This window comes from Thermus neutrinimicus, from assembly GCF_022760955.1.
GTDB lineage: Bacteria > Deinococcota > Deinococci > Deinococcales > Thermaceae > Thermus > Thermus neutrinimicus.
This window is the reverse complement of sequence record NZ_JAKTNU010000018.1, coordinates 1-20,497: the sequence shown is the minus strand read 5'-3', so window position 1 is coordinate 20,497 and position 20,497 is coordinate 1. Positions and strand designations below refer to the sequence as shown.

Here is a 20,497-nt window from a genome sequence, read left to right as displayed (position 1 = left end):
GGTAGGAACCAGGATTCCCCTCGCGGGCAACCCTTAACCAAAGCCCTATGAAAGCGCCTGCAGTATGGCCTGGAAAAGCCCCTCTAGGCCCGGCTCCCTTGCCTCCCACACGGCAAAGCCGAGCCGCCTGGCCTCTTCCGCCGTGCTGGGGCCGATGCAGGCCGCCTTGGGCCTCCTAGGGGTATTTAGGGCGTAGGCCCTGGCAGCGCTTGGGCTGAAAAAGGCCACCACCTGGGCCCTTTCCAGGAGGGCCAGCTCCGGAGGGGAAAGCCCCCGCTCCCGGGTGGCGTAAACCTCCAGCCGTTCCACCTCCGTTCCCCGGCCCCTCAGGACCTCCTCCAGGTCCCTTCCCGCCAGATCCCCCGCCACGAAGAGCACCTTTTGGGCCGGGGGAAAGGCCTGCGCCAGGTCCTTGGCCGTGGCCCGGGGAGGGATGAAGGCAGGGGGTAGCCCCCCCAGGCGCAGCACCTCCCCCGTCCCTTCCCCCACCGCCGCCACCTTTAGAAGGGGCCTTCCCGCCTTTTCCCAGGCCCAAAGGAGCCTTTTAGCCCCCTCCTTGGAGGTAACCGCCACCCAGTCTGTGCGGAGGAGTTTCCCCGGAAGCGCCTCGAGGCCCGGAAGGTCCACCTGCTCCAAAAGGGCCACCTCCGCCGCCTCTATCCCCAAGGCACGGAGCCGGTTTAGGAGCTCCTTATCCTTCCCGCGGGTGAGCAGGACCACGGCCTTTGAGCACCTTGTGAAAGAGCTTCATGGCGGCCAAGGCCCGGGGGAAGCCCAGGAAAAGGGCGGACTGCAGGATGGTTTCCCGCACCTCCTCCTCGGTGGCGCCCACCCGCAGGGCTCCCTCCAGATGGGTGGCCAGCTCCTTGGGGCTACCCAGGGCGATGAGGGCGGTGATGGCCAAAAGCTCCCGGGTTTTGAGGTCCAGCCCTGGCCGGGCCAGGACCTCCTCGTAGGCGAAGTCCCGGATGTAGCGGAAAAGATCCTCGTCCACCTCCTTAAGGCTTTCCTCAATGGCCCCTTGCTTCTCCCCCCAGATGGCCCGCCGCACGCTCATGGCAGGTAGTCTAACACCCCTTCAAGCTGGTGAAGGGCCTGGGGATTCTCCCCCAAAGGGTCAAAGAGGAGGGGCCTCACCCCAGCCCCCTTAGCCCCCTTCCAATCGGCCTCCGAATCCCCCACGTGCACCGCCTCCTCGGGAGCCACCCCCAGGGCCTCGAGGGCCTCCTGGAAAAGCCTGGGATCGGGCTTGGCCACCCCGGAAAGGGCGCTCACCGAGAGGTGCTGGAAGTAGGGCCTTAAGCCCACCACCTCCAGGATCTCCGGCAGGGTGGCATCCCAGTTGGACACCACCGCCAGGGCATAGCCCCGCTCCTTCAGGGCCTGTAAGGTGGCCTGAGCCCCAGGCACCACGGGCCAGAACCGGGGATTCCTCCAGTTTTCTACCAGCTCCCGGCTCAGGGCCTCGGCGTGCTCCTCGAGGCCCATCCCTGTAAAGAGCCTGCGGTGGAACTCCCGCCAAAGCCCCAAGGCGGTCTCCAGATCCCGGGCCCCTAGGTGATGATCCTCATAGAAGCGAAAAGCCGCCAAGGCCGCCGCCTTGGGATCCCTTCTGGGCTTAAGACCCCGTTCCTCCAAAAAAGGCAGAAGCCAAAACCGGGGGCTTGCCAGGATCAAGGTGTTGCCCACGTCAAAGAGCACCGCCCGGGTCATGAGCCCAGTCTATACCCTGGCCCTTCTAGCGGGCGTCTAACCCTCAGCGGCTATGGCGGGTGGACCCTCCGGGTGCAGGACCGCACCTGCCGGCCCCTTGGGGGCGTGCGGGTGGACCTCTGGCACACGGATGCCCTGGGGCGCTACCCGGGGGTGCATGCCCCGGGGACCTTCTGCCGGGGCTGGCAGCCCACGGATACCCAGGGCCAGGTGGAGTTTCTCACCCTCCTTCCCGGCGGGTACCCAAGCCGCACCCCCCATCTCCACCTCCGGGTGGAGGGGGAAGGCGGAAGTTTCGCCACCCAGCTTTTCTTCCCCGAGGAAGTCCCGCGTCAGGTCTACGCCCAACCCCCCTATGCCGAAAGGGGGATGCCCCGGATCGGCAACCGCCAGGACATGATCTTCCGAGCCGACCTCCTCCTGGCCCTAAGGCCCGAAGGGGAAGGTTATGGGGGAAGCTTCGTCCTGACCCTGCCCTTTTAGTACCCTTAGGGCATGGTCCCCCGTTACCAGACCCCCGAGATGGCCGAGCTATGGTCGGAGGAAAACCGCTACCGCATGTGGGCCCTGGTGGAGGCCTATGCCCTCGAGGCCTGGGAGGCCCTGGGCCAGGTGCCCGCAGGGCTTGCCCAGAGGCTTCTTGAGCACCTAAACCGGCATCCCCTGGATGCCCGCTTCGCCCAGAGGGTGGCGGAGTTGGAGGAGATCACCCGCCATGACCTGGTGGCCTTCACCCGGGCCCTGGTGGAGTGGACCGGGGACGAGGAGGTGGGGCGCTACCTGCACCTGGGCCTCACCAGCTCGGATATCGTGGATACCGCGCAAAACGCCCTTTTGGTTAGGGCCTTGGACCTGGTCCTCCAGGAGCTCTCAGGGGTCCAGGAGGAGCTTAAGCGCCTGGCCCTCCGTTACAAGCACACCCCAGCCATTGCCCGCACCCACGGGGTCCACGCCGAGCCCACGGGCTTCGGCCTTCGCTTCCTGAGCTTTTACGCCGCCTTCCAAAGGGACGCAGATCGCCTCGAGCGCGCCCAAAAGGCCATCGGGGTGGCCATGCTCTCGGGCTCGGTGGGGAACTACGCCCACATCCCTCCGGAGGTGGAAGCCCACGTGGCCCGGCGGCTTGGCCTAAGCCCAGAGCCCCTTTCCACCCAGGTGGTGCCCCGGGACCGGCACGCGGAGGTGCTGGCCGCCTTGGCCATCCTGGGAGGAAACCTGGAGCGGGTGGCGGTGGAGCTTCGCCACCTCCAGCGCACGGAGGTCCTCGAGGCCCAGGAGCCTTTCCGCGAGGGGCAGACGGGTAGCTCCAGCATGCCCCACAAGAAAAACCCCGTGGGGTTGGAGAACCTCACCGGCATGGCCAGGCTCCTCCGGGGATACCTGGGCCCGGCCCTGGAGAACATCGCCCTGTGGCACGAGCGGGACATCTCCCACTCCTCCGTGGAACGGGTCATCCTCCCCGATGCCACCACCGCCAGCCACTACGCCCTAAGGCGGCTAAAAGGCATCCTGGGGGGTCTTGTGGTCTTTGAGGAAAACCTCAGGCGGAACCTGGACCTGACCCGGGGCCTGGTCTACTCCCAGCAGGTGCTGAACGCCCTCATCGCCCAGGGCCTCCCCCGGGACAGGGCCTACGCCATCGTGCAACGCAACGCCTTAAAAAGCTGGGAGAAGGGCCTCAGCTTCGCCGAGCTTTTGGAAGAGGATCCGGAAAACCCCCTCAAGGGGGAGAGGCTCAAGGCCCTCTTTGACCCCACGCCCTTCCTAAAGCACGTGGACGCCATCTACGCCCGCTTTGGGCTTTAAGCGAGGCGCCTCGGTTTAGCATGGAACCATGCCCCGCTTTAACCGGATCACCCATGATCCCAACCTCTTCGGCGGCAAGGCCACCATCCGCGGCCTGAGGATCACCGTGGCCACCATCCTTCGCCGCCTAGCCCATGGGGAATCCCAAGAGGCCATTCTGCAGGACTATCCAGAGCTGACCCCCGAGGATATCCAGGAAGCCCTGGCCTACGCAGCCTGGCGTCTAGAAGAGGAAGAGCACGTTCTCAGTCCATGAAGATCCTGGTGGACATGAACCTCTCCCCCAGGTGGCCCCAGGTCCTGCGAGAGGCCGGCCACGAGGCCATCTGGTGGAAGGAGGTGGGAGCCGTCAACGCCCCCGATCAGACCCTGTTTGCCTGGGCTAAGGAACACGGCTACATCGTCCTCACCGCCGACCTGGACTTCGCCCACCTTCTGGCCCTTACCGGAGAAAATGGACCCAGCGTCCTCCTTCTGCGCCTAGCCTACCCCGAGCCCCCCGAGGCAACGCCTTGGGTTCTGGCAGCCCTAACCACACACGAGGAGGCCTTAGAAAAAGGGGCTATCGCGGTTATCGGCCCAGAAAGGACCCGGCTACGGCTTCTTCCCCTTCGCTGAGCCGGTAAATCCCTAGGCAAAGCCCCTCCGAAGCGAGGAAAGCCCTTACCCCAACGAGGCTGTAAGGGCCCCGTAGGGGCTGGGTTGGCTAAGGACGCCCAGGTCCAGGGGTAGGACCATGCCTTCCCCATCGGGGCAACCTCCGGGCTTAAAATGAAGACCAGACGGGACGGAGGTCCCAAGCCGGAGGCACATGGAAAAGCTTTACGAGGGCAAGGCAAAAATCCTTTACCCGGATGGTCCCGAGACCTTAAGGGTCTACTTTAAGGACGAGGCCACGGCCTTCAACGCGCAAAAGCGGGGCCTCATCCCCGGGAAGGGAGTGGTCAACAACAAGGTTTCGGCAACCCTGTTTCGCTATCTGGAAGCCCACGGGGTGAAGACCCATTTCCTCGAGGAGCTCTCCGACCGGGAGATGCGGGTCCTGCGGGTGGAGATCCTCCCCCTGGAAGTTATCCTGCGCTTCCAAGCGGCGGGGAGTTTCGCCAAGCGCTACGGGGTGCAGGAGGGCACTCCCCTAAGGGCTCCCTTGGTGGAGTTCTCCCTCAAAAGCGACCCCCTGGGCGATCCCCTGATCTGTCCGGAGGCCATTTTGGCCCTGGGCCTGGCCGCGGAGGAGGAACTCGGCCAGGTGAGGGCCACCACCCTGAGGGTGGGGGAGCTACTGCGGGACTTCTTCGCCCAGAGGGGGCTTGACCTCATCGACTTCAAGCTGGAGTTCGGGAAACGGAATGGGGAGATCCTCCTCGCCGACGAGATCTCCCCGGACACCATGCGCCTTTGGGACCAGAAGACAGGGGAATCCATGGACAAGGACCGCTTCCGCAAGGACCTGGGGGGCGTGGAGGAAGCCTACCAAGAGGTCCTCAAGCGGGTCCTAAAGGAGTAGCCATGCCCAAGTACCAGGCCACCCTGCTCATTGAGCTCAAAGAGGGCATCCTGGACCCCCAGGGCCGGGCGGTGGAGGGGGTCTTGAAGGACCTGGGCCATCCGGTGGAGTCGGTGCGGGTGGGGAAGGTCCTCGAGGTCATCTTCCCCGCGGAAACCCTCCTGGAGGCGGAGGAGAAGGCCAAGGCCATGGGGAAACTCCTCGCCAACCCGGTGATGGAGGTCTTCACCCTGGAAGCCTTAAAGGAACTCCCATGAGATGGGCCATTGTCCGTTTTCCCGGCTCCAACTGCGACGAGGACGCCCGCTTTGCCCTGGAGAAGGCGGGCTTAAAGGCGGAGTACGTGTGGCACACGGAAACGAGCCTAAAGGGCTTTGATGGGGTCTTCCTCCCCGGGGGCTTCAGCTACGGGGATTACCTCCGGGCCGGGGCCCTGGCGGCCAAGAGCCCGGTGATGGAAGAGGTGAGGCGCTTCGCCCGGGAAGGAAGGTTGGTGATCGGGGTATGCAACGGCTTCCAGGTGCTCACGGAAGCCGGCATCCTCCCCGGGGCCCTCCTCGCCAACCTGAACCTCCACTTCACCTGCAAGGAGGTGGGGGTGCGGGTGGAGCGCACGGACCTTCCCTTCACCCGCCTTTACCCAAGGGGGCAGGTGCTCCGCCTGCCCATCGCCCACGCCGAAGGCCGGTACTATGCCGACGCCGAAACCCTGGCCCGGCTGGAGGGGGAGGGCCTGGTGGTCTTCCGCTACGCCCCCTTAAGGGGGGAGGCGGACTACAACCCTAACGGAAGCCTCCACGACATCGCCGGCATCACCAACGAGAAGGGCAACGTCCTCGGCATGATGCCCCACCCCGAGCGGGCGGTGGATGAGGTGTTGGGCGGTACGGATGGGCTCCCCTTGTTCTTAGGTCTTTTAGAGGAGGTAACGGCATGAAACCCAAGGCCATCACCTTTGACTTCTGGGGCACCCTCTTCACCGAGGGGAAGGCGTTTTTGGAAAAGGTCATGCCCGCCCGGTACGAGATCCTTCTGGACGCCCTATCCGAGGCCGGGCACCCGGCGGAGGAGCACGAGGTGCGGGAGGCCTACCGCCAGGCGGCCCTTGCCTTTGAGGAGGCCTGGAAGGCCGGGGAGCACATGTCCGTATACGAACGGGTGGCCCGCATCTTCGCCCTCCTCGGGGCCCCCCACGACCCCGGGCTCATCGCCCTCACCGCCAGGAAGCTGGAGGAAAGCTCCCTTCTGGTGGACCTCGAGGCCCTCCCGGGCGTGAAGGTCCTGAAGGAGCTGGCCCAGAAATACCCCCTGGCCCTGGTATCCGACACCGGCCTCACCCCAGGCCGCCTCCTGCGGGAGCACCTGAGGCGGCAGGGGCTGGATGTCTTCCAGGCCTATAGCTTCTCCGACGAAACCGGCTATGTAAAGCCTAGGGCCGAGGCCTTCCGGGTGGCCCTCGAGGCCCTGGGGGTGGCCCCGGAGGAAGCCCTGCACGTGGGGGACCTGCCCCAGACGGACATCAAGGGAGCCTTCGCCACCGGCTACCCCTGGGCGGTGCAGTACGTGGGCCTGAGGGAGGTGAACGGGGAGATCAAGCCCACGGCCAAGATCAAGGACCACCGGGAGCTTCTTCCCCTTCTAGAGTGATGGAAACCCTAGCCCGAGAAATCGGCATCCCGGAAGAGGAGTACCGGGAGATCACCAAGAGGCTTGGCCGGGAGCCCAACCGGGTGGAGCTCTTCCTCTTCAAGGTGATGTGGAGCGAGCACTGCGCCTACAAGAACTCCCGCCCCCTCCTGAAGGGGCTTCCCAAGGAGGGGGAGGCCGTGCTCCAGGGCCCGGGGGAAAACGCCGGCGTGGTGCGCATCGGCGAGGGCTGGGCCGTAGCCTTTAAGATCGAAAGCCACAACCATCCCTCGGCGGTGGAGCCTTTCCAGGGAGCCGCCACCGGGGTGGGGGGGATCATCCGGGACATCCTGAGCATGGGGGCCCGGCCCATCGCCCTCCTGGACTCCTTGCGCTTTGGCCCTCCGGAGGATGCCCGAAGCCGCTACCTCCTCAAGGGGGTGGTTTCCGGCATCGCCCACTACGGCAACGCCATCGGGGTTCCCACGGTGGGAGGGGACCTCTACTTCCACGAGGGTTACCGGGAAAACCCCTTGGTGAACGCCATGTGCCTGGGGCTTCTCCGGGAGGAACACCTTAGGCGGAGCCAGGCCTCCTTGGGCCGGCCCGTCTACTATGCGGGGGCCAAGACGGGAAGGGATGGGATCGGGGGGGCCGCCTTCGCCAGCCGGGAGCTTTCCGAGGACAAGGAGGAGGACCGGCCGGCGGTCCAGGTGGGGGACCCCTTTTTGGGGAAGCTCCTCATGGAGGCCACCCTCGAGGCCATCGAGAGGGATCTGGTGGAAGGCGTCCAGGATATGGGGGCGGCGGGGCTCACCAGCAGCCTTTCCGAGCTGGCCCACAAGTCGGGCCTCGGGGTGGAGCTGGACCTGGATCGCGTCCCCACCCGGGAAAGGAACATGGGGCCCGAAGAGCTTCTCCTCTCCGAAAGCCAGGAGCGCATGGTCCTGGTGCCCAAGGAGGGCAAGGAGAAGGAGCTCCAGGAGGTCTTCCAGCGGTGGGGCCTGGACTGCGTGCCCGTGGCCAGAACCATCCCCGAGAGGGTCTTCCGCGTCCTCTTCCGGGGCGAGGTGGTGGCCGAGGTCCCCACGGAGGCCCTAGCGGAAGCCCCCACCTACGTGCGCGTGGGAAGGGAGGACCCCGAGATCCAGAGGCTCCGGCAAACACCCCTTCCCCCCCTCACCGCCAACCCCCAGGAGGTCCTCCCAAAGCTCCTGGCCTCCCCCAACCTGGCAAGCCGGGAAGCCGTCTACGAACGCTATGACCACCAGGTGGGAACCCGGACCGCCCTTCTTCCCGGCCAGGGGGATGCCGCGGTGCTCTGGGTGAAGGGAACCCACCTGGGCATCGCCGCCAAGGTGGACCATAACCCCAGGTATAGCCGCCTCCATCCCCGGCTTGGGGCCATGCACGCCTTGGCCGAGGCCTGCCGCAACGTGAGCGTGGTGGGGGCGAAACCCCTGGCCTACACCGACGGCCTCAACCTGGGAAGCCCGGAAACCCCAGAAGGGTACTACGAGCTCCAGGAAACCATCGCCGGCCTTAGGGAGGCCAGCGAGGCCCTGGAGGTGCCGGTGGTCTCCGGGAACGTATCCCTTTACAACGAAAGCGGGGGCAGGCGCATCCCCCCCACGGCCATGGTGGGGGTGGTGGGGGTTCTGGACATAAGGAGGCGGGCGGGGATGGGCTTCCGCCGCCCGGGAGAGGTGATCCTCCTTCTGGGGGAGGAGAAAGGGGAGCTTGGGGGAAGCGAGGTCCTATACCTCCTTGCGGGCCTCGAGGCGGGCCATCCCCCCAAGCTGGACCTAAGGCGGGAGAAACAGGTCCAGGAGGCCATCCGGGAGCTTATCGCCTTGGGCCTCAGCCGCACCGCCCACGACCTGGCGGAGGGAGGGCTTTTGGTGGCCCTGGCGGAGATGACCTTCCCCCATGGCCTGGGGGCCACGGTGGAGGTGCGCACCCCCGGCCTAGCGGCCCTCTTCGGCGAGGCCCCAAGCCGCATCCTCCTCACCGTGGCCAAGGAGGACCTTAAGGAGGTCACCTTCCGCCTGGAGGAAAGGGGCCTTCCCTACCGTGTCCTGGGAGAAACCGGAGGGAATACCCTCACGGTCCTCACCCCGGACGGGGTGCTAGAGTGGGAGGTACAGGAGCTCCTCGCCGCCTGGAAGCGGCCCCTGAGGGAGGTGCTGGATGGACAAGCCTAGGGAAGAGTGCGGGGTCTTGGGGCTTTGGAGCGAAGAACCCCTGGACGCGGCGGGGCTGCTCCATCTGGGCCTTCTCGCCCTCCAGCACCGGGGGCAGGAGGCGGCGGGCATAGCCGTATCGGACGGGAGGGAGTTCTTGGTGGAAAAGGATTTGGGCCTGGTGAACCAGGTCTTCACCGAGGAAAGGCTTTTCCGCCTGAGGCTTCCCGGGGCCCGGCTGGGCCTGGCCCACACCCGCTACTCCACCACCGGCTCCAACCTGCGCTTTAACGCCCAGCCCCTCACCGCCCGCACCGCCCACGGGGTCCTGGCCATCGCCCACAATGGCAACTTCACCAACGCCAAACCCCTTCGCGACCGGCTTCTAAGGGAGGGGGCCACCTTCCAAAGCACCTCGGACACGGAGGTGATGCTCCTTCTCCTCGCCCGCTTGGGCCATCTCTCCCTCCCTGAGGCGGCCGCCGAGGCCATGAAGGCCCTGGAAGGGGGGTATGCCATCCTCCTCATGGACCGCAAAACCCTGGTGGCCCTCCGGGATCCCCACGGGGTGCGGCCCCTGGCCATCGGCAAACTCCCCCAGGGCTTTGCCTTTGCCTCCGAGCCCCCGGCCTTGGAGCTCATGGGAGCCCGGTACCTCCGGGATGTGCGCCCGGGAGAGGTGGTCTGGGTGGAGGAAGGCCAGCTCAAAAGCCTTCAGGCCCTTCCCCCAAACCCGGCCCCTTGCGCCTTTGAGTGGATCTACTTCGCCAGGCCCGATAGCCTCTTGGACGGGGTGGAGGCCTACGAGGCCCGGGTGCGCATGGGCATGGAACTCTTCCGGGAAGCCCCGGCGGAAGCGGACATGGTGGTGCCGGTCCCCGACTCCGGCATGGGGGCAGCGGTGGGTTACGCTCGGGCAAGCGGCCTCCCCCTGGAGTACGGCCTTTACAAAAACCCCTATGCGGGCCGCACCTTCATCCAGCCCACCCAGGCGCTACGGGACCTGAAGACCCGCTTGAAGCTATCCCCCACCTCGGCGGTGAAGGGTAAGCGGGTGGTGCTCATCGACGATTCCATCGTACGGGGCACCACCAGCCGCCACATCGTGGCCATGCTGAAGGAGGCCGGAGCCGTGGAGGTCCACTTCCGGGTCTCCAGCCCCCCCATCCGCTTCCCCTGCTACTACGGCATCGACACTGCCGCCCGCAAAGAGCTCATCGCCGCCGAGAAGAGCGTGGAGGAAATCCGGGCCTACATCGGGGCTGACAGCCTGGCCTTCCTTTCTGAGGAGGGGGTGAAGAGGGCCATAGGAGGCCCCGTGTGCCTGGCCTGCTTCAACGGCCGCTACCCAGCCGGGGTGCCTGTGGAGGGGGAAAAGCTGGCCCTGGAGATCCTCTAGGGCTCTCCCCCGGGTTAGCCCCTACCTGGCCACCCCCCGCCTCAGGAAAAACCCCGCCCCAAGGCCCAGAAGAAACCCCAGCAGCAGGAAGATAAAAGCGAAGGCACCCGTGGAAGCCAGGTGCCAGCCGAAAAACCAGTAGCTGCACACCGCATACCGCTCCACCTGCACCCGAACCAGCTCCGGCAGGTCGCGGCTAGAGGTAAAGTTTATGAGAATAATGGATACAAGCAGGATAGCCAGGGCCAGGGCAAACCCCCACTTCAAAATCGGGAGAAGGCTTCCTCTCATGTCCCAAGCATACCAAAGGAAATGCCCTCCTTGGGGTACCTCTGCCTTCTCCTAAGGCCCCGCTTCCCGGCAACCATACCTGGCGCCGCCCCGGGGCAGGGCCTATAATCGGCCTATGGTCAGGACCAGCTTAAGGGACGAGGCCCTTTTTCAGCTCATCGCCCTGGAGGAAAAGCGCCAGCGGGAAGGCCTGGAACTCATCGCCAGCGAGAACTTCGTCTCTGCCCAGGTGCGGGAGGCGGTGGGAAGCGTCCTCACCAACAAGTATGCGGAGGGCTACCCGGGCGCCCGCTACTACGGGGGGTGCGAGATCATCGACCAGGTGGAAAGCCTGGCCATCGAGCGGGCCAAGGAGCTCTTCGGGGCCGCCTGGGCCAACGTCCAGCCCCACTCTGGCTCCCAGGCCAACATGGCGGTGTACATGGCCCTCATGGAACCGGGGGAGACCCTCATGGGGATGGACCTGGCCGCGGGAGGCCACCTCACCCACGGCTCCAAGGTGAACTTTTCCGGCAAATTTTACAAGGTGGTCTCCTACGGGGTCCGGCCCGACACCGAGCTCATCGACCTCGAGGAGGTGCGCCGTTTGGCCCTGGAGCACCGCCCCAAGGTGATCGTGGCGGGCGCCAGCGCCTACCCCCGCTTCTGGGACTTCAAGGCCTTCCGGGAGATCGCCGACGAGGTGGGGGCCTACCTGGTGGTGGACATGGCCCACTTCGCTGGCCTGGTGGCGGCGGGGCTCCACCCCAACCCTCTCCCCTACGCCCACGTGGTCACCAGCACCACCCACAAAACCCTGAGGGGACCGAGGGGTGGGCTCATTCTTTCCAACGACCTCGAGCTGGGCAAAAAGATCGATAAGATCATCTTCCCCGGCATCCAAGGTGGCCCCCTGGAGCACGTGATCGCCGGCAAGGCGGTGGCCTTCTTTGAGGCCCTGCAACCCGAGTTCCAGGAGTATAGCCGCCTGGTGGTGGAAAACGCCAAGCGCCTGGCGGAAGAGCTTGCCCAAAGGGGCTACCGCATCGTCACCGGAGGCACCGACAACCACCTTTTCCTGGTGGACCTCCGCCCCAAGGGCCTAACGGGCAAGGAAGCAGAGGAGAAGCTGGATGCCGTGGGCATCACCGTCAACAAAAACGCCATCCCCTTTGACCCCAAGCCTCCCCGGGTCACCTCCGGCATCCGCATCGGCACCCCCGCCATCACCACCCGGGGCTTCACCCCCGAGGAGATGCCCCTGGTGGCGGAACTCATCGACCGGGCCCTCATGGAAGGCCCCAGGGAGGCCTTGCGGGAGGAGGTCAGGCGGCTTGCCCTAGCCCACCCCATGCCCTAGGGAAGCCCTAGAATGGAAAGGGATGCTCAAGCGCCTCGAGGTGCGCAACCTCGCCGTGATCCGCGAGGCTACCCTGGAGCTGGGCCCTGGGCTGAATGTCCTCACCGGGGAAACCGGGGCGGGGAAAAGCCTCTTGGTGGACGCCTTGGCCCTCCTCCTTGGGGCCAGGTCCGAGGGGCTTTTGGGGCCCTTTGGCGATAGCCTCCTGGTGACCGCCTTCTTCCAAGGCGAGGGTGAGGAGCGGATCCTTTCCCGCCGCATCGGCAGCCGTTCCACCCCCCGGATCGATGGGGAGGTGGTAAGCCTAAGGGAACTCCAAGAGGAAGCGGAAAGGTGGCTTTCCCTCCACGCCCAGCACGCCGCCATCGCCCTCCTCTCCCCCAAAAGGCAGCGGGAGCTTCTGGATGCCCTCCTGCCCCCGGGGCTCCTCCAGGAATACGGGGAAACCTACAGGAAACATCAGGCCCTCCTTGGGGAAAAACGCGCCCTAGAGGAGGCCTTAAGGGCCAAGGCGGAGCGGGAGGACCTCCTGCGCTTCCAGCTCAAGGAGATCCAGGAGGCGAACCCCAGGCCCGGGGAGGACCAGGAGCTGGAAGCCGAGGCGCAAAGGCTTCGTCATCTGGAAGCCCTAAAGGAGCGCTCGGGAAAGGCCTACGCCCTCCTGGCGGAAGGAGGAGCCCTGGACCTCCTCCAGGCGGCCCTGCGGGAGCTTAAGGCCGGGAGCCGCTTTGACCGGGCCCTCGAGGCCCTGGCCAGGGACCTGGAAGCCGCTTTGGAGGGAGGCTGGGCCGTGGCCCGGGAGCTGGAGGACTACCTGGAAAGCCTGGAGGGAGACCCCAGCCGTCTGGCCCAGCTGGAGGAGCGCCTTTCCCTTCTGGAAAGGCTCAAGCGCAAGTACGGGCCCACCTTGGAGGAGGTCCTGCGCTACGGGGAAAGGGTGGAGGAGGAGCTAAAGGCCCTGGAGGGGGGAGAAGAGCGGCTTCTGGAGCTGGAGAGGGCCTTGAGGGTGGCCTCGGAGGCCCTCTATGGGGCGGGGGAGCGCCTTTCCCAGGCCCGCCTGGAGGCGGCAAGGAAGCTGGAGGGGGAAATGGAGGCGGAGCTTTCCGCCTTGGGTTTCCCCAAGGCCCACTTCCAGGTGGAGCTCAAGCCCCTTCCCGAACCCGGGCCCCAGGGCCTGGAAGAGGTCCTTTTCCGCTTCTCCGCCAACCCCCACCTTCCCCCCGCTCCCCTTTCCGCGGCCAGCGGCGGGGAGCTATCCCGCATCGCCCTGGCCCTGGCCCTCCTCACCGGGGCCGAGGCCCCCACCGTGGTCTTCGACGAGGTGGACACCGGCATAGGCGGGGAAACCGCCTGGAAGGTGGCGGAAAGGCTCGCCCGGCTGGGCCAGGCCCGGCAGGTCCTGGTGGTCACCCATCTGCCCCAGATCGCCGCCCGCGCGCAGAGGCACCTTAGGGTGGTGAAGGAGGGGGAGGAGGTGCGCCTCGAGGTGCTGGAAGGGGAGAAGCGCATACGGGAACTCGCCCGCCTCCTCTCCGGCCAGTACACCGAGGCCGCCCTGGCCCACGCCCGCCTCCTTTTGGAAGGAAATACCCCCCTGGCTACGGGCTGGGTGGAGGTTCAGGAATGAATCCCCCGGAAGCCCCCTTCCGGGAGTAAGGGGTGGGGCTAAACCCCCTGGCCTCCCCCAGGGGTTAGCGAGGCCTAGCGGCCCAAAGGGCTAGAAAAGGGCTTTTACCCCATCGGCCACGTACTGCACCGCCAGGGCGGCCAGGAGGATCCCCAAGACCCGGGTAACCACGTTCACCCCCGTGCGCCCCAGGGCCCGGCGCACCTGGAAAGCAAGCCGCAGGAAAAGGTAGGCCAAGGCCAGGACCAAAAAGACCGTGGAAAGGACCACGGCAAAGCCCAGGGGTTCCCTCCGGGCCTCCAGGGCCAGGATGAGGACGCTGGCCAAGGCCCCAGGGCCCGCGATCAAGGGGATGGCCAAGGGAAAGACGGAGATATCCGCCCGGAGGCGGGCCTCATCCTTTTCCTCCTCCGTTTCCCGCTCGTGGTGGGCAAAGACCATCTCAGTGGCGATGCGGAAGAGGAGGATGCCCCCGGCGATGCGCAACGCCTCGAGGCTGATTCCCAGGTAGCCCAAAAGCCCCTGCCCGAAGAAGAAAAAGGAGACCAAGAGCCCCCCCGCCACCACCACCGCCTTCCTGGCGATCTGGGCCTGCTTCCTGGGGGGACGGTCCCCGGCCAGGGCCAAAAAGACCGGCACCAGCCCCACCGGGTCCACCACCACGAAGAGGGTGAGGAAGGATTTCAGGAAAAGCTCCAGCACCAGGGCCTAAAGGCGCGTCTTCCCCGCCACGAGGAGCTCTCCGAACTCCTCCTCCAAGGCCCTCGCCTCCTCCTCGGTCCGGGCCACCACCAGGATGGTATCCTCCCCCGCCAGGGTGCCCACGATCTCGTCCCGCTTGAGGCGGTCCAGCAAAAGGGCGATGCCGGAGGCGTGGCCCTCCGCCGTCTTCACCACCAGGATATTCCCCCCCCGGTCCACATCCTTGACGAAGAGGCCGAACTGCCGCTTCAGCTCCTCGTAAACGTCCTCGGGAAGCTCCATGGAGGGCAGGGCGTACTTGTGCCGCCCTTTGCCCAGGGAAACCCTGGCCAGCCTCAGCTCAGCGATGTCCCGGCTCACCGTGGCCTGGGTCACCTCAAAACCCAGCTGCCTCAGGCGCTCCACCAGCTCCTTCTGCGTGCCGATCTCCTCCCGGCTCACGATCTCCTGAATGGCGCGGTGCCGCTCCGCTTTGCTTCGCATAGACACCCCTCTAACCCTTCCAGAACCCTTTAACCAAGTCCAGTATACGGTGGGCCACCTGCCGCTTTGGCATGCGCGGAAGTTCCAGCACCCGGCCATCCCGGAGGAGGAGGACCACCTGGTTCTCCAGGCTGCCGAAACCCACCCCTTCCCGGTTCACCCAGTTGAGGACGATGAGGTCCAGGTTCTTGCGGAGGAGTTTCTCCTTGGCCCGCGCCAGGCCCTCCCCGGTCTCCATGGCGAAGCCCACCAGGACCCTTGGCCCTTTGTTTTCCCCCAGCTCCTTGAGGATATCGGGGTTGGGCACGAGGCGGAGGACCCTCTCCGCCGCCGCCTTAGGCTCCTTCTCCCGGCTCACCTCCGCCGGACGGTAGTCGGCCACCGCCGCCGCCATCACCACCACCTGGGCCCAGGAATAGCGCCCTAGAATGGCCTCCCGCATCTCCAAGGCGCTTTCCACCCGCACCACCTCCACCCCCCAAGGGTCGGGCAGGGCCGTGGGGCCGGAAACCAGCACCACCTCCGCCCCCCGGTCCCGGGCGGCCTCGGCCACGGCGTAGCCCATACGGCCCGAGGAAGGGTTGGAAAGGTAGCGCACGGGGTCCAGGTACTCCCGGGTGGGGCCAGCGGACACCAGAAGCCTGAGGCCCACGAGGTCCTTGGGGGTGAGGAGGGCTTGAAGCCTCTCCACCAGCTCCTCGGGCTCCAGCATCCGCCCCCATCCCTCCCCCTCCCCCACCGCCGCCAAGGGCCCGTGGGCAGGGCCTAAGAGGGCATGGCCCATGGCCTCGAGGGTCCGGGCATGCTCCTGGGTCTTGGGGGAAAGCCACATGGCCTCGTTCATGGCCGGGGCCCAGGCCACCCGCTTGGCCCCTGCCAGGAGCGTGGCGGAAAGGAGATCGTCGGCCAGGCCCAGGGCCGCCTTGGCCATGGCGTCGGCGGTGGCGGGAGCCACCAAAACCACCTCCGCCCAACGCGCCAGCTCTATGTGCAGGGCACGGCCATCGGGCCTGAACCAGGCCTCCTCCGTGGCCACCTCCCCTCCGGCGGCCACCGCCAGGGAAAGGGGGGTGATGAACTCCAGGGCCCTGGGGGTGGCCAGGACCCGCACCTCGTGGCCCTGGCCCCTGAGAAGGCGGAGGAGGTGGGGGGCCTTGATGGCCGCCACCCCCCCCGTCACCGCCACCAGGACCCGGGCCACCTACTCCTCCTCTTCCACCGGGTAAAGGCGTTCCATCTCCCTCTGCAGGCGGTCCTCGGGCACCAGGTTTTCCCCAAAGACCAGCCTGCCCGTGAGCACCTCCTTCATGGCCCAGGTGACGGGGTTGGGGTCGTCCAGGATCCCCTCGAGGGTCCGCATCTTGGGCCTCTCCTCCGGCTCCAAAACCGTGTTCTTAAACCGGTGGCGGAGAAGCTGCTCCGCCCGCTTGGCCACCACCACGGTGAGCCGGTACTTGGAATCCACCATGCCAAAAAGCTTGTCAATCCCGGGTTCCGCCATAGCTCCTCCGCAGAATCTCGTCCAGCTCAGCCTCCAGGTCCCTATCCCGCTTCAGGGCCTTCTCCAAGGCAGCGCCCATCCTTTGGGTGCGCCGCCTCTCCGCGGTGAGGATGGCCAGGAAATCGGCCACCGCCTCCTCCAGCACATCGTTCACGATCACGTAGTCAAAGAGGTGGGCGTTTCGGATCTCCCACTCCGCCTGCTCCAGCCGCTTCTCTATCTTCTCCGGGGCGTCCTTGCCCCGGTAGACCAGGCGCCGCTTCAGCTCGGAAAGGGAAGGGGGCAGGAGGAAGATGAGGACCGCCTCGGGCATCTTCTCCTTTACCTGCAAGGCGCCTTGTACCTCGATCTCCAGGAGGACATCCTCCCCTCGGGCCAAGGCCCGCTCCACCGGCGCCTTCGGGGTGCCGTACAGGTGCCCCACGTACTCCGCGTGCTCCAAAAACCCCCCCTCCCCCAGCAAAGCCTCAAAGGCGGCCCTATCCACAAAGTAGTAGTCCACCCCATCCCGCTCCCCGGGACGCGGGGGACGGGTGGTCATGGAGATGGAGTAGAAGAGGCGGGTGCGCTCCAGCACCTTGGCCCGCACCGTGCCCTTCCCCACCCCGCTGGCCCCGGTCATGACGAAGAGGCGCCCCTCCATACCCCTCACCCCGGGAGGATACCAGAGCCACCCCTGGAAGGGCAAGGATTTTTGTGATTTATATCACACTACCTCCGTGGTACACTTGGGCCCGTGGTTTGGTACGAGGGCGCCTTCTTCTACCAGATCTTTCCCGACCGCTATTTCCGGGCTGGCCCTGCCGGAAAACCCGCCCCAGCGGGTCCCTTAGAGCCCTGGGAAGCGCCGCCCTCCCTCAGGGGCTTCAAGGGGGGGACCCTCTGGGGCGTGGCGGAGAAAATCCCCTACCTCAAGGACCTGGGGGTGGAAGCCCTTTACCTGAACCCCATCTTCGCCTCCACCGCCAACCACCGGTACCACACCACGGACTACCTCCAGGTGGATCCCCTCCTGGGGGGGAACGCGGCCCTAAGGCACCTCCTGGAAGTAGCCCACGCCCACGGCATACGGGTTATCCTGGACGGGGTTTTCAACCACACGGGGAGGGGCTTCTTCGCCTTCCAGCACCTTCTGGAAAACGGGGAACAAAGCCCTTATCGGGACTGGTACCACGTGAAGGGCTTCCCCCTGAACCCCTATGGCCGCCATCCCAACTACGAGGCCTGGTGGGGCAATCCCGAGCTCCCCAAGCTCCGGGTGGAAACCCCAGCGGTGCGGGAGTACCTCCTGGAGGTGGCGGAGCACTGGATCCGCTTTGGCGCGGATGGCTGGCGGCTGGACGTGCCCAACGAGATCCCCGACCTCGAGTTCTGGCGGGCCTTCCGCAGGAGGGTCAAGGGGGCTAACCCCGAGGCCTACATCGTGGGGGAGATCTGGGAGGAGGCCGACTCCTGGCTCCAGGGGGACATGTTCGACGCCACCATGAACTACCCCTTGAGCCGGGCCATCCTGGGCTTTGTGGGGGGCGAGGTCCTGGACCAGGAGCTATCCTCCCGCTCGGGCCTGGGGCGCATCGAGCCCTTGCAGGCCCTGGCCTTCAGCCACCGCCTGGAAAACCTCTTTACCCGTTACCGCCCGGAGGTGGTGCGGGCCCAGATGAACCTCCTCACCTCCCACGACACCCCCCGCCTCCTCACCCTCCTTAGGGGAAGCGTGGAGCGGGCTAAGCTGGCCCTTTCCCTCCTTTTCCTCCTGCCCGGGAACCCCACGGTCTACTACGGGGAGGAGGTGGGGATGGAGGGCGGCCATGACCCGGAGAACCGAGCAGGCATGGTCTGGGACCAGGCCCGCTGGAAGGAGGAGATCCGCCAAGCCGTGCGGCGCCTGGCCCAGCTACGCCGGGAGCACCCCGAGCTCCGCACCGCCCCTTACCAGCGGGTCTATGCCGTGGACGGGCATCTGGCCTTCACCCGGGGGCCCTACCTGGTGGTGGTGAACGCCTCCTCCGAGCCCTTCCGTCAGGACTTTCCCCTGCATGGCGCCCTGCCTCGTGGGGCAAAGGCCATGGACCTCCTCTCTGGGAAAACCTGCACCCCGGCGGGAGGGCGCCTTTGCGGGCCCGAGCTTCCCCCCTTTTCCCTGGCCGTCTGGGTGGAGGTCTAGGGCCAGGCCCCTTCAAAGCGCAGGAGCCAGGCCTTAAGCCCCTCCTGCCCGGCAAACCCCCCAAGCCGCCCGTCGGCGTGGATCACCCGGTGGGCGGGCACCAGGAGGAAAAAGGGCGAGGCCCGCATCCCCGCCCCCACCGCCCTGGGGGAAAGGGAAAGCTCCCGCGCCAGGCTCCCATAGCTTTCCCTGCCCCCGTAGGGGATGCGGCGCACCCTCTCGTAAAGGGCCACCCGCTTGGGGGAAAGCCCCGTGTAGTCCAGGGGGATATCCAAAAAGTCGGGCTTCTCCCCGGCGAAGTAGGCCAGGACCCGCTCCCGTACCCTTTCCGCCAAGGGTCCCCTGGCCTCGAGGCCCCGGGGGAAAAGGACGGGCTGCAAAAGCCGTACCCCCCTGGGGCTCACCTCGAGCCACAAGGGACCGATGGGGGTGGGGATCAGCATGGGCCTTAGGGAATGGGGGAGGCTACCTGGCGGCCCAGGCCCCCTCGAGGCCAGAAACCCCCCCCAGCAAAAGGTCGGAGAGGAAGGTGCCAGGGAAGTAATGCCCAAGGATCTCCCGGTACCCGTACCCCGCCTCCGCCATGCCCTTGGCCCCCCACTGGGAAAGCCCCACCCCGTGCCCTGCCCCCCGGCCCTCCGCCTGCCAGCCCCTAAACTCCACCAAGGCCGAAGGCAGGCCCAGGTTCCGCACCAGCCGTTGGGCCTCGGGACCCTCTACCTCCACCCCCAGTAGCCGCAGGCGCCACACCCTGCCCGAGGGGCTCCGCTCCAGCACCACCGGGGGATCCCCAGGGGAGCCGGCCTGGGGGGCAAGGCCCATGGCCTTCAACGCCGCCACCGCACCCTTTGGGCTCACGGCAAGCTGCCACTGGCTTTTGGGACCCCGGGCGTAGGGGTCCGGCCTCGGCCGCAAATAGGGCAGGGCCTTCCCAAAGACCTCCTCGCTCCCCGCGGTCATACCCCCGGAGTCGGCGTGGTACAGGGCGGAAATGGCCTTTCCCCCGTGGCTTAAGACCTTACCCCGGGTAGCCCTCACCGCCTCGCTGTGCCTAGGGGTTTCCACGGCCAAGCCCAAGTAGACCTGGCAGATCTCGCTGGCGCAAAGGTCGTAAGGGGCCCGGGGATTGGAGCGGTTCACGGCGAAGGTCCGGGCCACCACCGCCTGGGCCTTCAAGGCCTCCTGGGGAAAGCCCTCGGGCATCTCCGCGGGGAGGACGCCGAGGAGGTAATCCTCCAAAAGGACCTGGTTCACCACCAAAAGCCTTCCCCCCTGGACAAGAAGGCGCACCCCACCCCTATAGGTGCGCCCATCCAGGCGGAAATAGGGCCCGGGAAACTCCCAAAAGGGTTGGACCCTGCCCTCCACCCAGACCCCCTGGGCCTCCCCCCTGGCCCGCACCGGCCCTAGGGCCTCCGGCAGGAGAAGGGACACCTCTTGGCCCTCCGGCACCTCCTTAAGGAGCACCCTGAGGAGAAGGTCTCCTCCCTGGCCCCGGGAGGGCAGGATCCCCACGGGGAAAAGGAGGCATGCCAGAAGGATAACCTTTAACCCCTCCGTCATATATGGCCTCTATCCTACCGCGTGACGACTTCCCGGACTCATAGTCCGGGGCTTCCCAAGATACGGGCTACGCCCGTGACCAGGGTTTCCCCTGAAGGCCCCGACAAGGTACGGGCTACGCCCGTGAACCAGGCCTTAGCCAGGATGTTTTGCGCCGCGGCCACGTCCCGGTGAAGGGGTGTCCCGCAACTGGGGCAGGTGTACTCCCGCACCCATAGGGGACGCCTCTCCCGGTGGCCGCAAACTGGACAATCCTGGCTTGTGTATCGGGGATCTACCCCTATGACCCGCCTACCAGCCTCCGCCGCTTTGTAGGCAAGGATATGTAGGAACTGTGCCCATCCTGCGTCATATACCCCTTTGGCTATAGGGGTACGCGAGAGAGCAGAGATGTTTAGGTCTTCATGAACGATGGTGCCGTAAGTGTTTACCAGCTTCCTCGCTAGCTTGTGGTGGAAGTCTTTACGTTGGTCCGCAATCTTTCGGTGCAGTTTGGCTAATCGTAGCTTGGCCTTCCTGTAGCGGTTACTCCCCTTTTTTTTCCTGGAGAGGGAACGTTGGGTCGTGTAAGGAATTATGTGTAGGGTTTTGTG

General features: G+C 66.1%; 24 protein-coding genes and 1 pseudogene. 13 read left to right on the top strand and 12 right to left on the bottom strand.

Annotated features, from left to right (window positions below):
• Positions 1 to 45: 45 nt before the first annotated feature.
• From L0C59_RS09620 to L0C59_RS09610, 3 genes are read right to left on the bottom strand one after another with little or no spacing between them, the layout of a single operon-like run.
• Entirely contained in the window at positions 46 to 720 is a 675-nt protein-coding gene (locus L0C59_RS09620; RefSeq protein ID WP_243091145.1) for a uroporphyrinogen-III synthase, read from the bottom strand.
• Positions 692 to 1,057: a carboxymuconolactone decarboxylase family protein gene (locus L0C59_RS09615; protein WP_243091144.1), complete on the bottom strand. Its 366-nt coding sequence runs from the start codon at positions 1,055 to 1,057 to the stop codon at positions 692 to 694. The genes L0C59_RS09620 and L0C59_RS09615 overlap by 29 nt, the downstream gene beginning before the upstream one ends.
• Positions 1,054 to 1,713: an HAD-IA family hydrolase gene (locus L0C59_RS09610; RefSeq protein ID WP_243091143.1), complete on the bottom strand. Its 660-nt coding sequence runs from the start codon at positions 1,711 to 1,713 to the stop codon at positions 1,054 to 1,056. Before L0C59_RS09610 ends, L0C59_RS09615 begins: the two co-directional genes overlap by 4 nt.
• A gap of 66 nt (positions 1,714 to 1,779) precedes the next feature.
• On the opposite strand from L0C59_RS09610, the pseudogene L0C59_RS09605 reads away from it, so the two are divergent.
• The 10 genes and pseudogenes from L0C59_RS09605 to purF all read left to right on the top strand — a co-directional run.
• A pseudogene (locus L0C59_RS09605) lies at positions 1,780 to 2,196 on the top strand (dioxygenase family protein); the annotation flags it as partial.
• A 12-nt stretch (positions 2,197 to 2,208) separates the two neighbouring features.
• Positions 2,209 to 3,519 (top strand): adenylosuccinate lyase, encoded by a 1,311-nt coding sequence (gene purB, locus L0C59_RS09600; RefSeq protein WP_243091142.1) that lies wholly within the window; start codon positions 2,209 to 2,211, stop codon positions 3,517 to 3,519.
• Between the two features lie 28 nt (positions 3,520 to 3,547).
• Positions 3,548 to 3,775, top strand: a complete 228-nt coding sequence (locus L0C59_RS09595; protein ID WP_015718044.1) for a DUF433 domain-containing protein — start codon at positions 3,548 to 3,550, stop codon at positions 3,773 to 3,775.
• A complete protein-coding gene (locus tag L0C59_RS09590) occupies positions 3,772 to 4,137 on the top strand; it encodes a DUF5615 family PIN-like protein (protein ID WP_243091141.1) in 366 nt (121 codons plus the stop codon). The genes L0C59_RS09595 and L0C59_RS09590 overlap by 4 nt, the downstream gene beginning before the upstream one ends.
• A 193-nt stretch (positions 4,138 to 4,330) precedes the next feature.
• Positions 4,331 to 5,026 carry a phosphoribosylaminoimidazolesuccinocarboxamide synthase gene (purC, locus tag L0C59_RS09585; protein ID WP_243091140.1) on the top strand — a complete coding sequence of 232 codons (696 nt, stop codon included), beginning with the start codon at positions 4,331 to 4,333 and terminating at the stop codon, positions 5,024 to 5,026.
• 2 nt (positions 5,027 to 5,028) lie between these two features.
• A complete protein-coding gene (gene purS / locus L0C59_RS09580; RefSeq protein WP_243091139.1) occupies positions 5,029 to 5,283 on the top strand; it encodes a phosphoribosylformylglycinamidine synthase subunit PurS in 255 nt (84 codons plus the stop codon).
• Positions 5,280 to 5,963, top strand: a complete 684-nt coding sequence (gene purQ / locus L0C59_RS09575) for a phosphoribosylformylglycinamidine synthase subunit PurQ (RefSeq protein ID WP_243091138.1) — start codon at positions 5,280 to 5,282, stop codon at positions 5,961 to 5,963. The genes purS and purQ overlap by 4 nt, the downstream gene beginning before the upstream one ends.
• Positions 5,960 to 6,673 carry an HAD family hydrolase gene (locus tag L0C59_RS09570; protein WP_243091137.1) on the top strand — a complete coding sequence of 238 codons (714 nt, stop codon included), beginning with the start codon at positions 5,960 to 5,962 and terminating at the stop codon, positions 6,671 to 6,673. Before purQ ends, L0C59_RS09570 begins: the two co-directional genes overlap by 4 nt.
• The gene (gene purL / locus L0C59_RS09565; protein ID WP_243091136.1) at positions 6,673 to 8,856 is read left to right on the top strand and encodes a phosphoribosylformylglycinamidine synthase subunit PurL; all 2,184 of its coding nucleotides are present in this window, start codon (positions 6,673 to 6,675) and stop codon (positions 8,854 to 8,856) included. The genes L0C59_RS09570 and purL overlap by 1 nt, the downstream gene beginning before the upstream one ends.
• Positions 8,843 to 10,234, top strand: a complete 1,392-nt coding sequence (gene purF / locus L0C59_RS09560; protein WP_243091135.1) for an amidophosphoribosyltransferase — start codon at positions 8,843 to 8,845, stop codon at positions 10,232 to 10,234. Before purL ends, purF begins: the two co-directional genes overlap by 14 nt.
• A gap of 21 nt (positions 10,235 to 10,255) precedes the next feature.
• Here the strand turns inward: purF and L0C59_RS09555 are convergent, their stop codons facing one another.
• Positions 10,256 to 10,525, bottom strand: coding sequence for an LPXTG cell wall anchor domain-containing protein (locus L0C59_RS09555; protein WP_243091134.1), 270 nt, complete (start codon positions 10,523 to 10,525; stop codon positions 10,256 to 10,258).
• A gap of 115 nt (positions 10,526 to 10,640) precedes the next feature.
• On the opposite strand from L0C59_RS09555, the gene glyA reads away from it, so the two are divergent.
• Together glyA and L0C59_RS09545 are read left to right on the top strand one after the other, a co-directional pair.
• Positions 10,641 to 11,864, top strand: coding sequence for a serine hydroxymethyltransferase (glyA, locus tag L0C59_RS09550; RefSeq protein WP_243091133.1), 1,224 nt, complete (start codon positions 10,641 to 10,643; stop codon positions 11,862 to 11,864).
• Positions 11,865 to 11,886: 22 nt separating this feature from the next.
• Positions 11,887 to 13,491 carry a DNA repair protein RecN gene (locus L0C59_RS09545; protein WP_243091132.1) on the top strand — a complete coding sequence of 535 codons (1,605 nt, stop codon included), beginning with the start codon at positions 11,887 to 11,889 and terminating at the stop codon, positions 13,489 to 13,491.
• Between the two features lie 90 nt (positions 13,492 to 13,581).
• On the opposite strand, the gene L0C59_RS09540 is transcribed toward L0C59_RS09545, so the two are convergent.
• Genes L0C59_RS09540 through gmk form a run of 5 tightly spaced genes read right to left on the bottom strand, consistent with a single transcriptional unit; the run spans position 13,582 to position 16,820 of the window.
• Complete coding sequence (locus L0C59_RS09540; protein ID WP_243091131.1) at positions 13,582 to 14,193, bottom strand: MarC family protein; 612 nt, start codon at positions 14,191 to 14,193, stop codon at positions 13,582 to 13,584.
• A 6-nt stretch (positions 14,194 to 14,199) separates the two neighbouring features.
• A complete protein-coding gene (gene argR, locus L0C59_RS09535; RefSeq protein WP_243091130.1) occupies positions 14,200 to 14,676 on the bottom strand; it encodes an arginine repressor in 477 nt (158 codons plus the stop codon).
• A gap of 10 nt (positions 14,677 to 14,686) precedes the next feature.
• Positions 14,687 to 15,877 (bottom strand): bifunctional phosphopantothenoylcysteine decarboxylase/phosphopantothenate--cysteine ligase CoaBC, encoded by a 1,191-nt coding sequence (gene coaBC / locus L0C59_RS09530; RefSeq protein WP_243091129.1) that lies wholly within the window; start codon positions 15,875 to 15,877, stop codon positions 14,687 to 14,689.
• A complete protein-coding gene (gene rpoZ, locus L0C59_RS09525) occupies positions 15,878 to 16,177 on the bottom strand; it encodes a DNA-directed RNA polymerase subunit omega (RefSeq protein ID WP_243091128.1) in 300 nt (99 codons plus the stop codon).
• Positions 16,158 to 16,820 (bottom strand): guanylate kinase, encoded by a 663-nt coding sequence (gene gmk / locus L0C59_RS09520; RefSeq protein ID WP_243091158.1) that lies wholly within the window; start codon positions 16,818 to 16,820, stop codon positions 16,158 to 16,160. The genes rpoZ and gmk overlap by 20 nt, the downstream gene beginning before the upstream one ends.
• Before the next feature lie 93 nt (positions 16,821 to 16,913).
• Between gmk and L0C59_RS09515 the strand changes: the two genes are divergently transcribed.
• Entirely contained in the window at positions 16,914 to 18,341 is a 1,428-nt protein-coding gene (locus L0C59_RS09515) for a glycoside hydrolase family 13 protein (protein WP_243091127.1), read from the top strand.
• Here L0C59_RS09515 and L0C59_RS09510 read toward each other — a convergent pair.
• From L0C59_RS09510 to L0C59_RS09500, 3 genes are read right to left on the bottom strand one after another with little or no spacing between them, the layout of a single operon-like run.
• Positions 18,338 to 18,784 carry a methylated-DNA--[protein]-cysteine S-methyltransferase gene (locus tag L0C59_RS09510; RefSeq protein ID WP_243091126.1) on the bottom strand — a complete coding sequence of 149 codons (447 nt, stop codon included), beginning with the start codon at positions 18,782 to 18,784 and terminating at the stop codon, positions 18,338 to 18,340. The genes L0C59_RS09515 and L0C59_RS09510 overlap by 4 nt on opposite strands.
• Before the next feature lie 22 nt (positions 18,785 to 18,806).
• Positions 18,807 to 19,904: a SpoIID/LytB domain-containing protein gene (locus L0C59_RS09505; RefSeq protein ID WP_243091125.1), complete on the bottom strand. Its 1,098-nt coding sequence runs from the start codon at positions 19,902 to 19,904 to the stop codon at positions 18,807 to 18,809.
• Positions 19,905 to 19,942: 38 nt separating this feature from the next.
• A complete protein-coding gene (locus L0C59_RS09500; protein ID WP_243091157.1) occupies positions 19,943 to 20,479 on the bottom strand; it encodes an RNA-guided endonuclease InsQ/TnpB family protein in 537 nt (178 codons plus the stop codon).
• Positions 20,480 to 20,497: the final 18 nt, after the last annotated feature.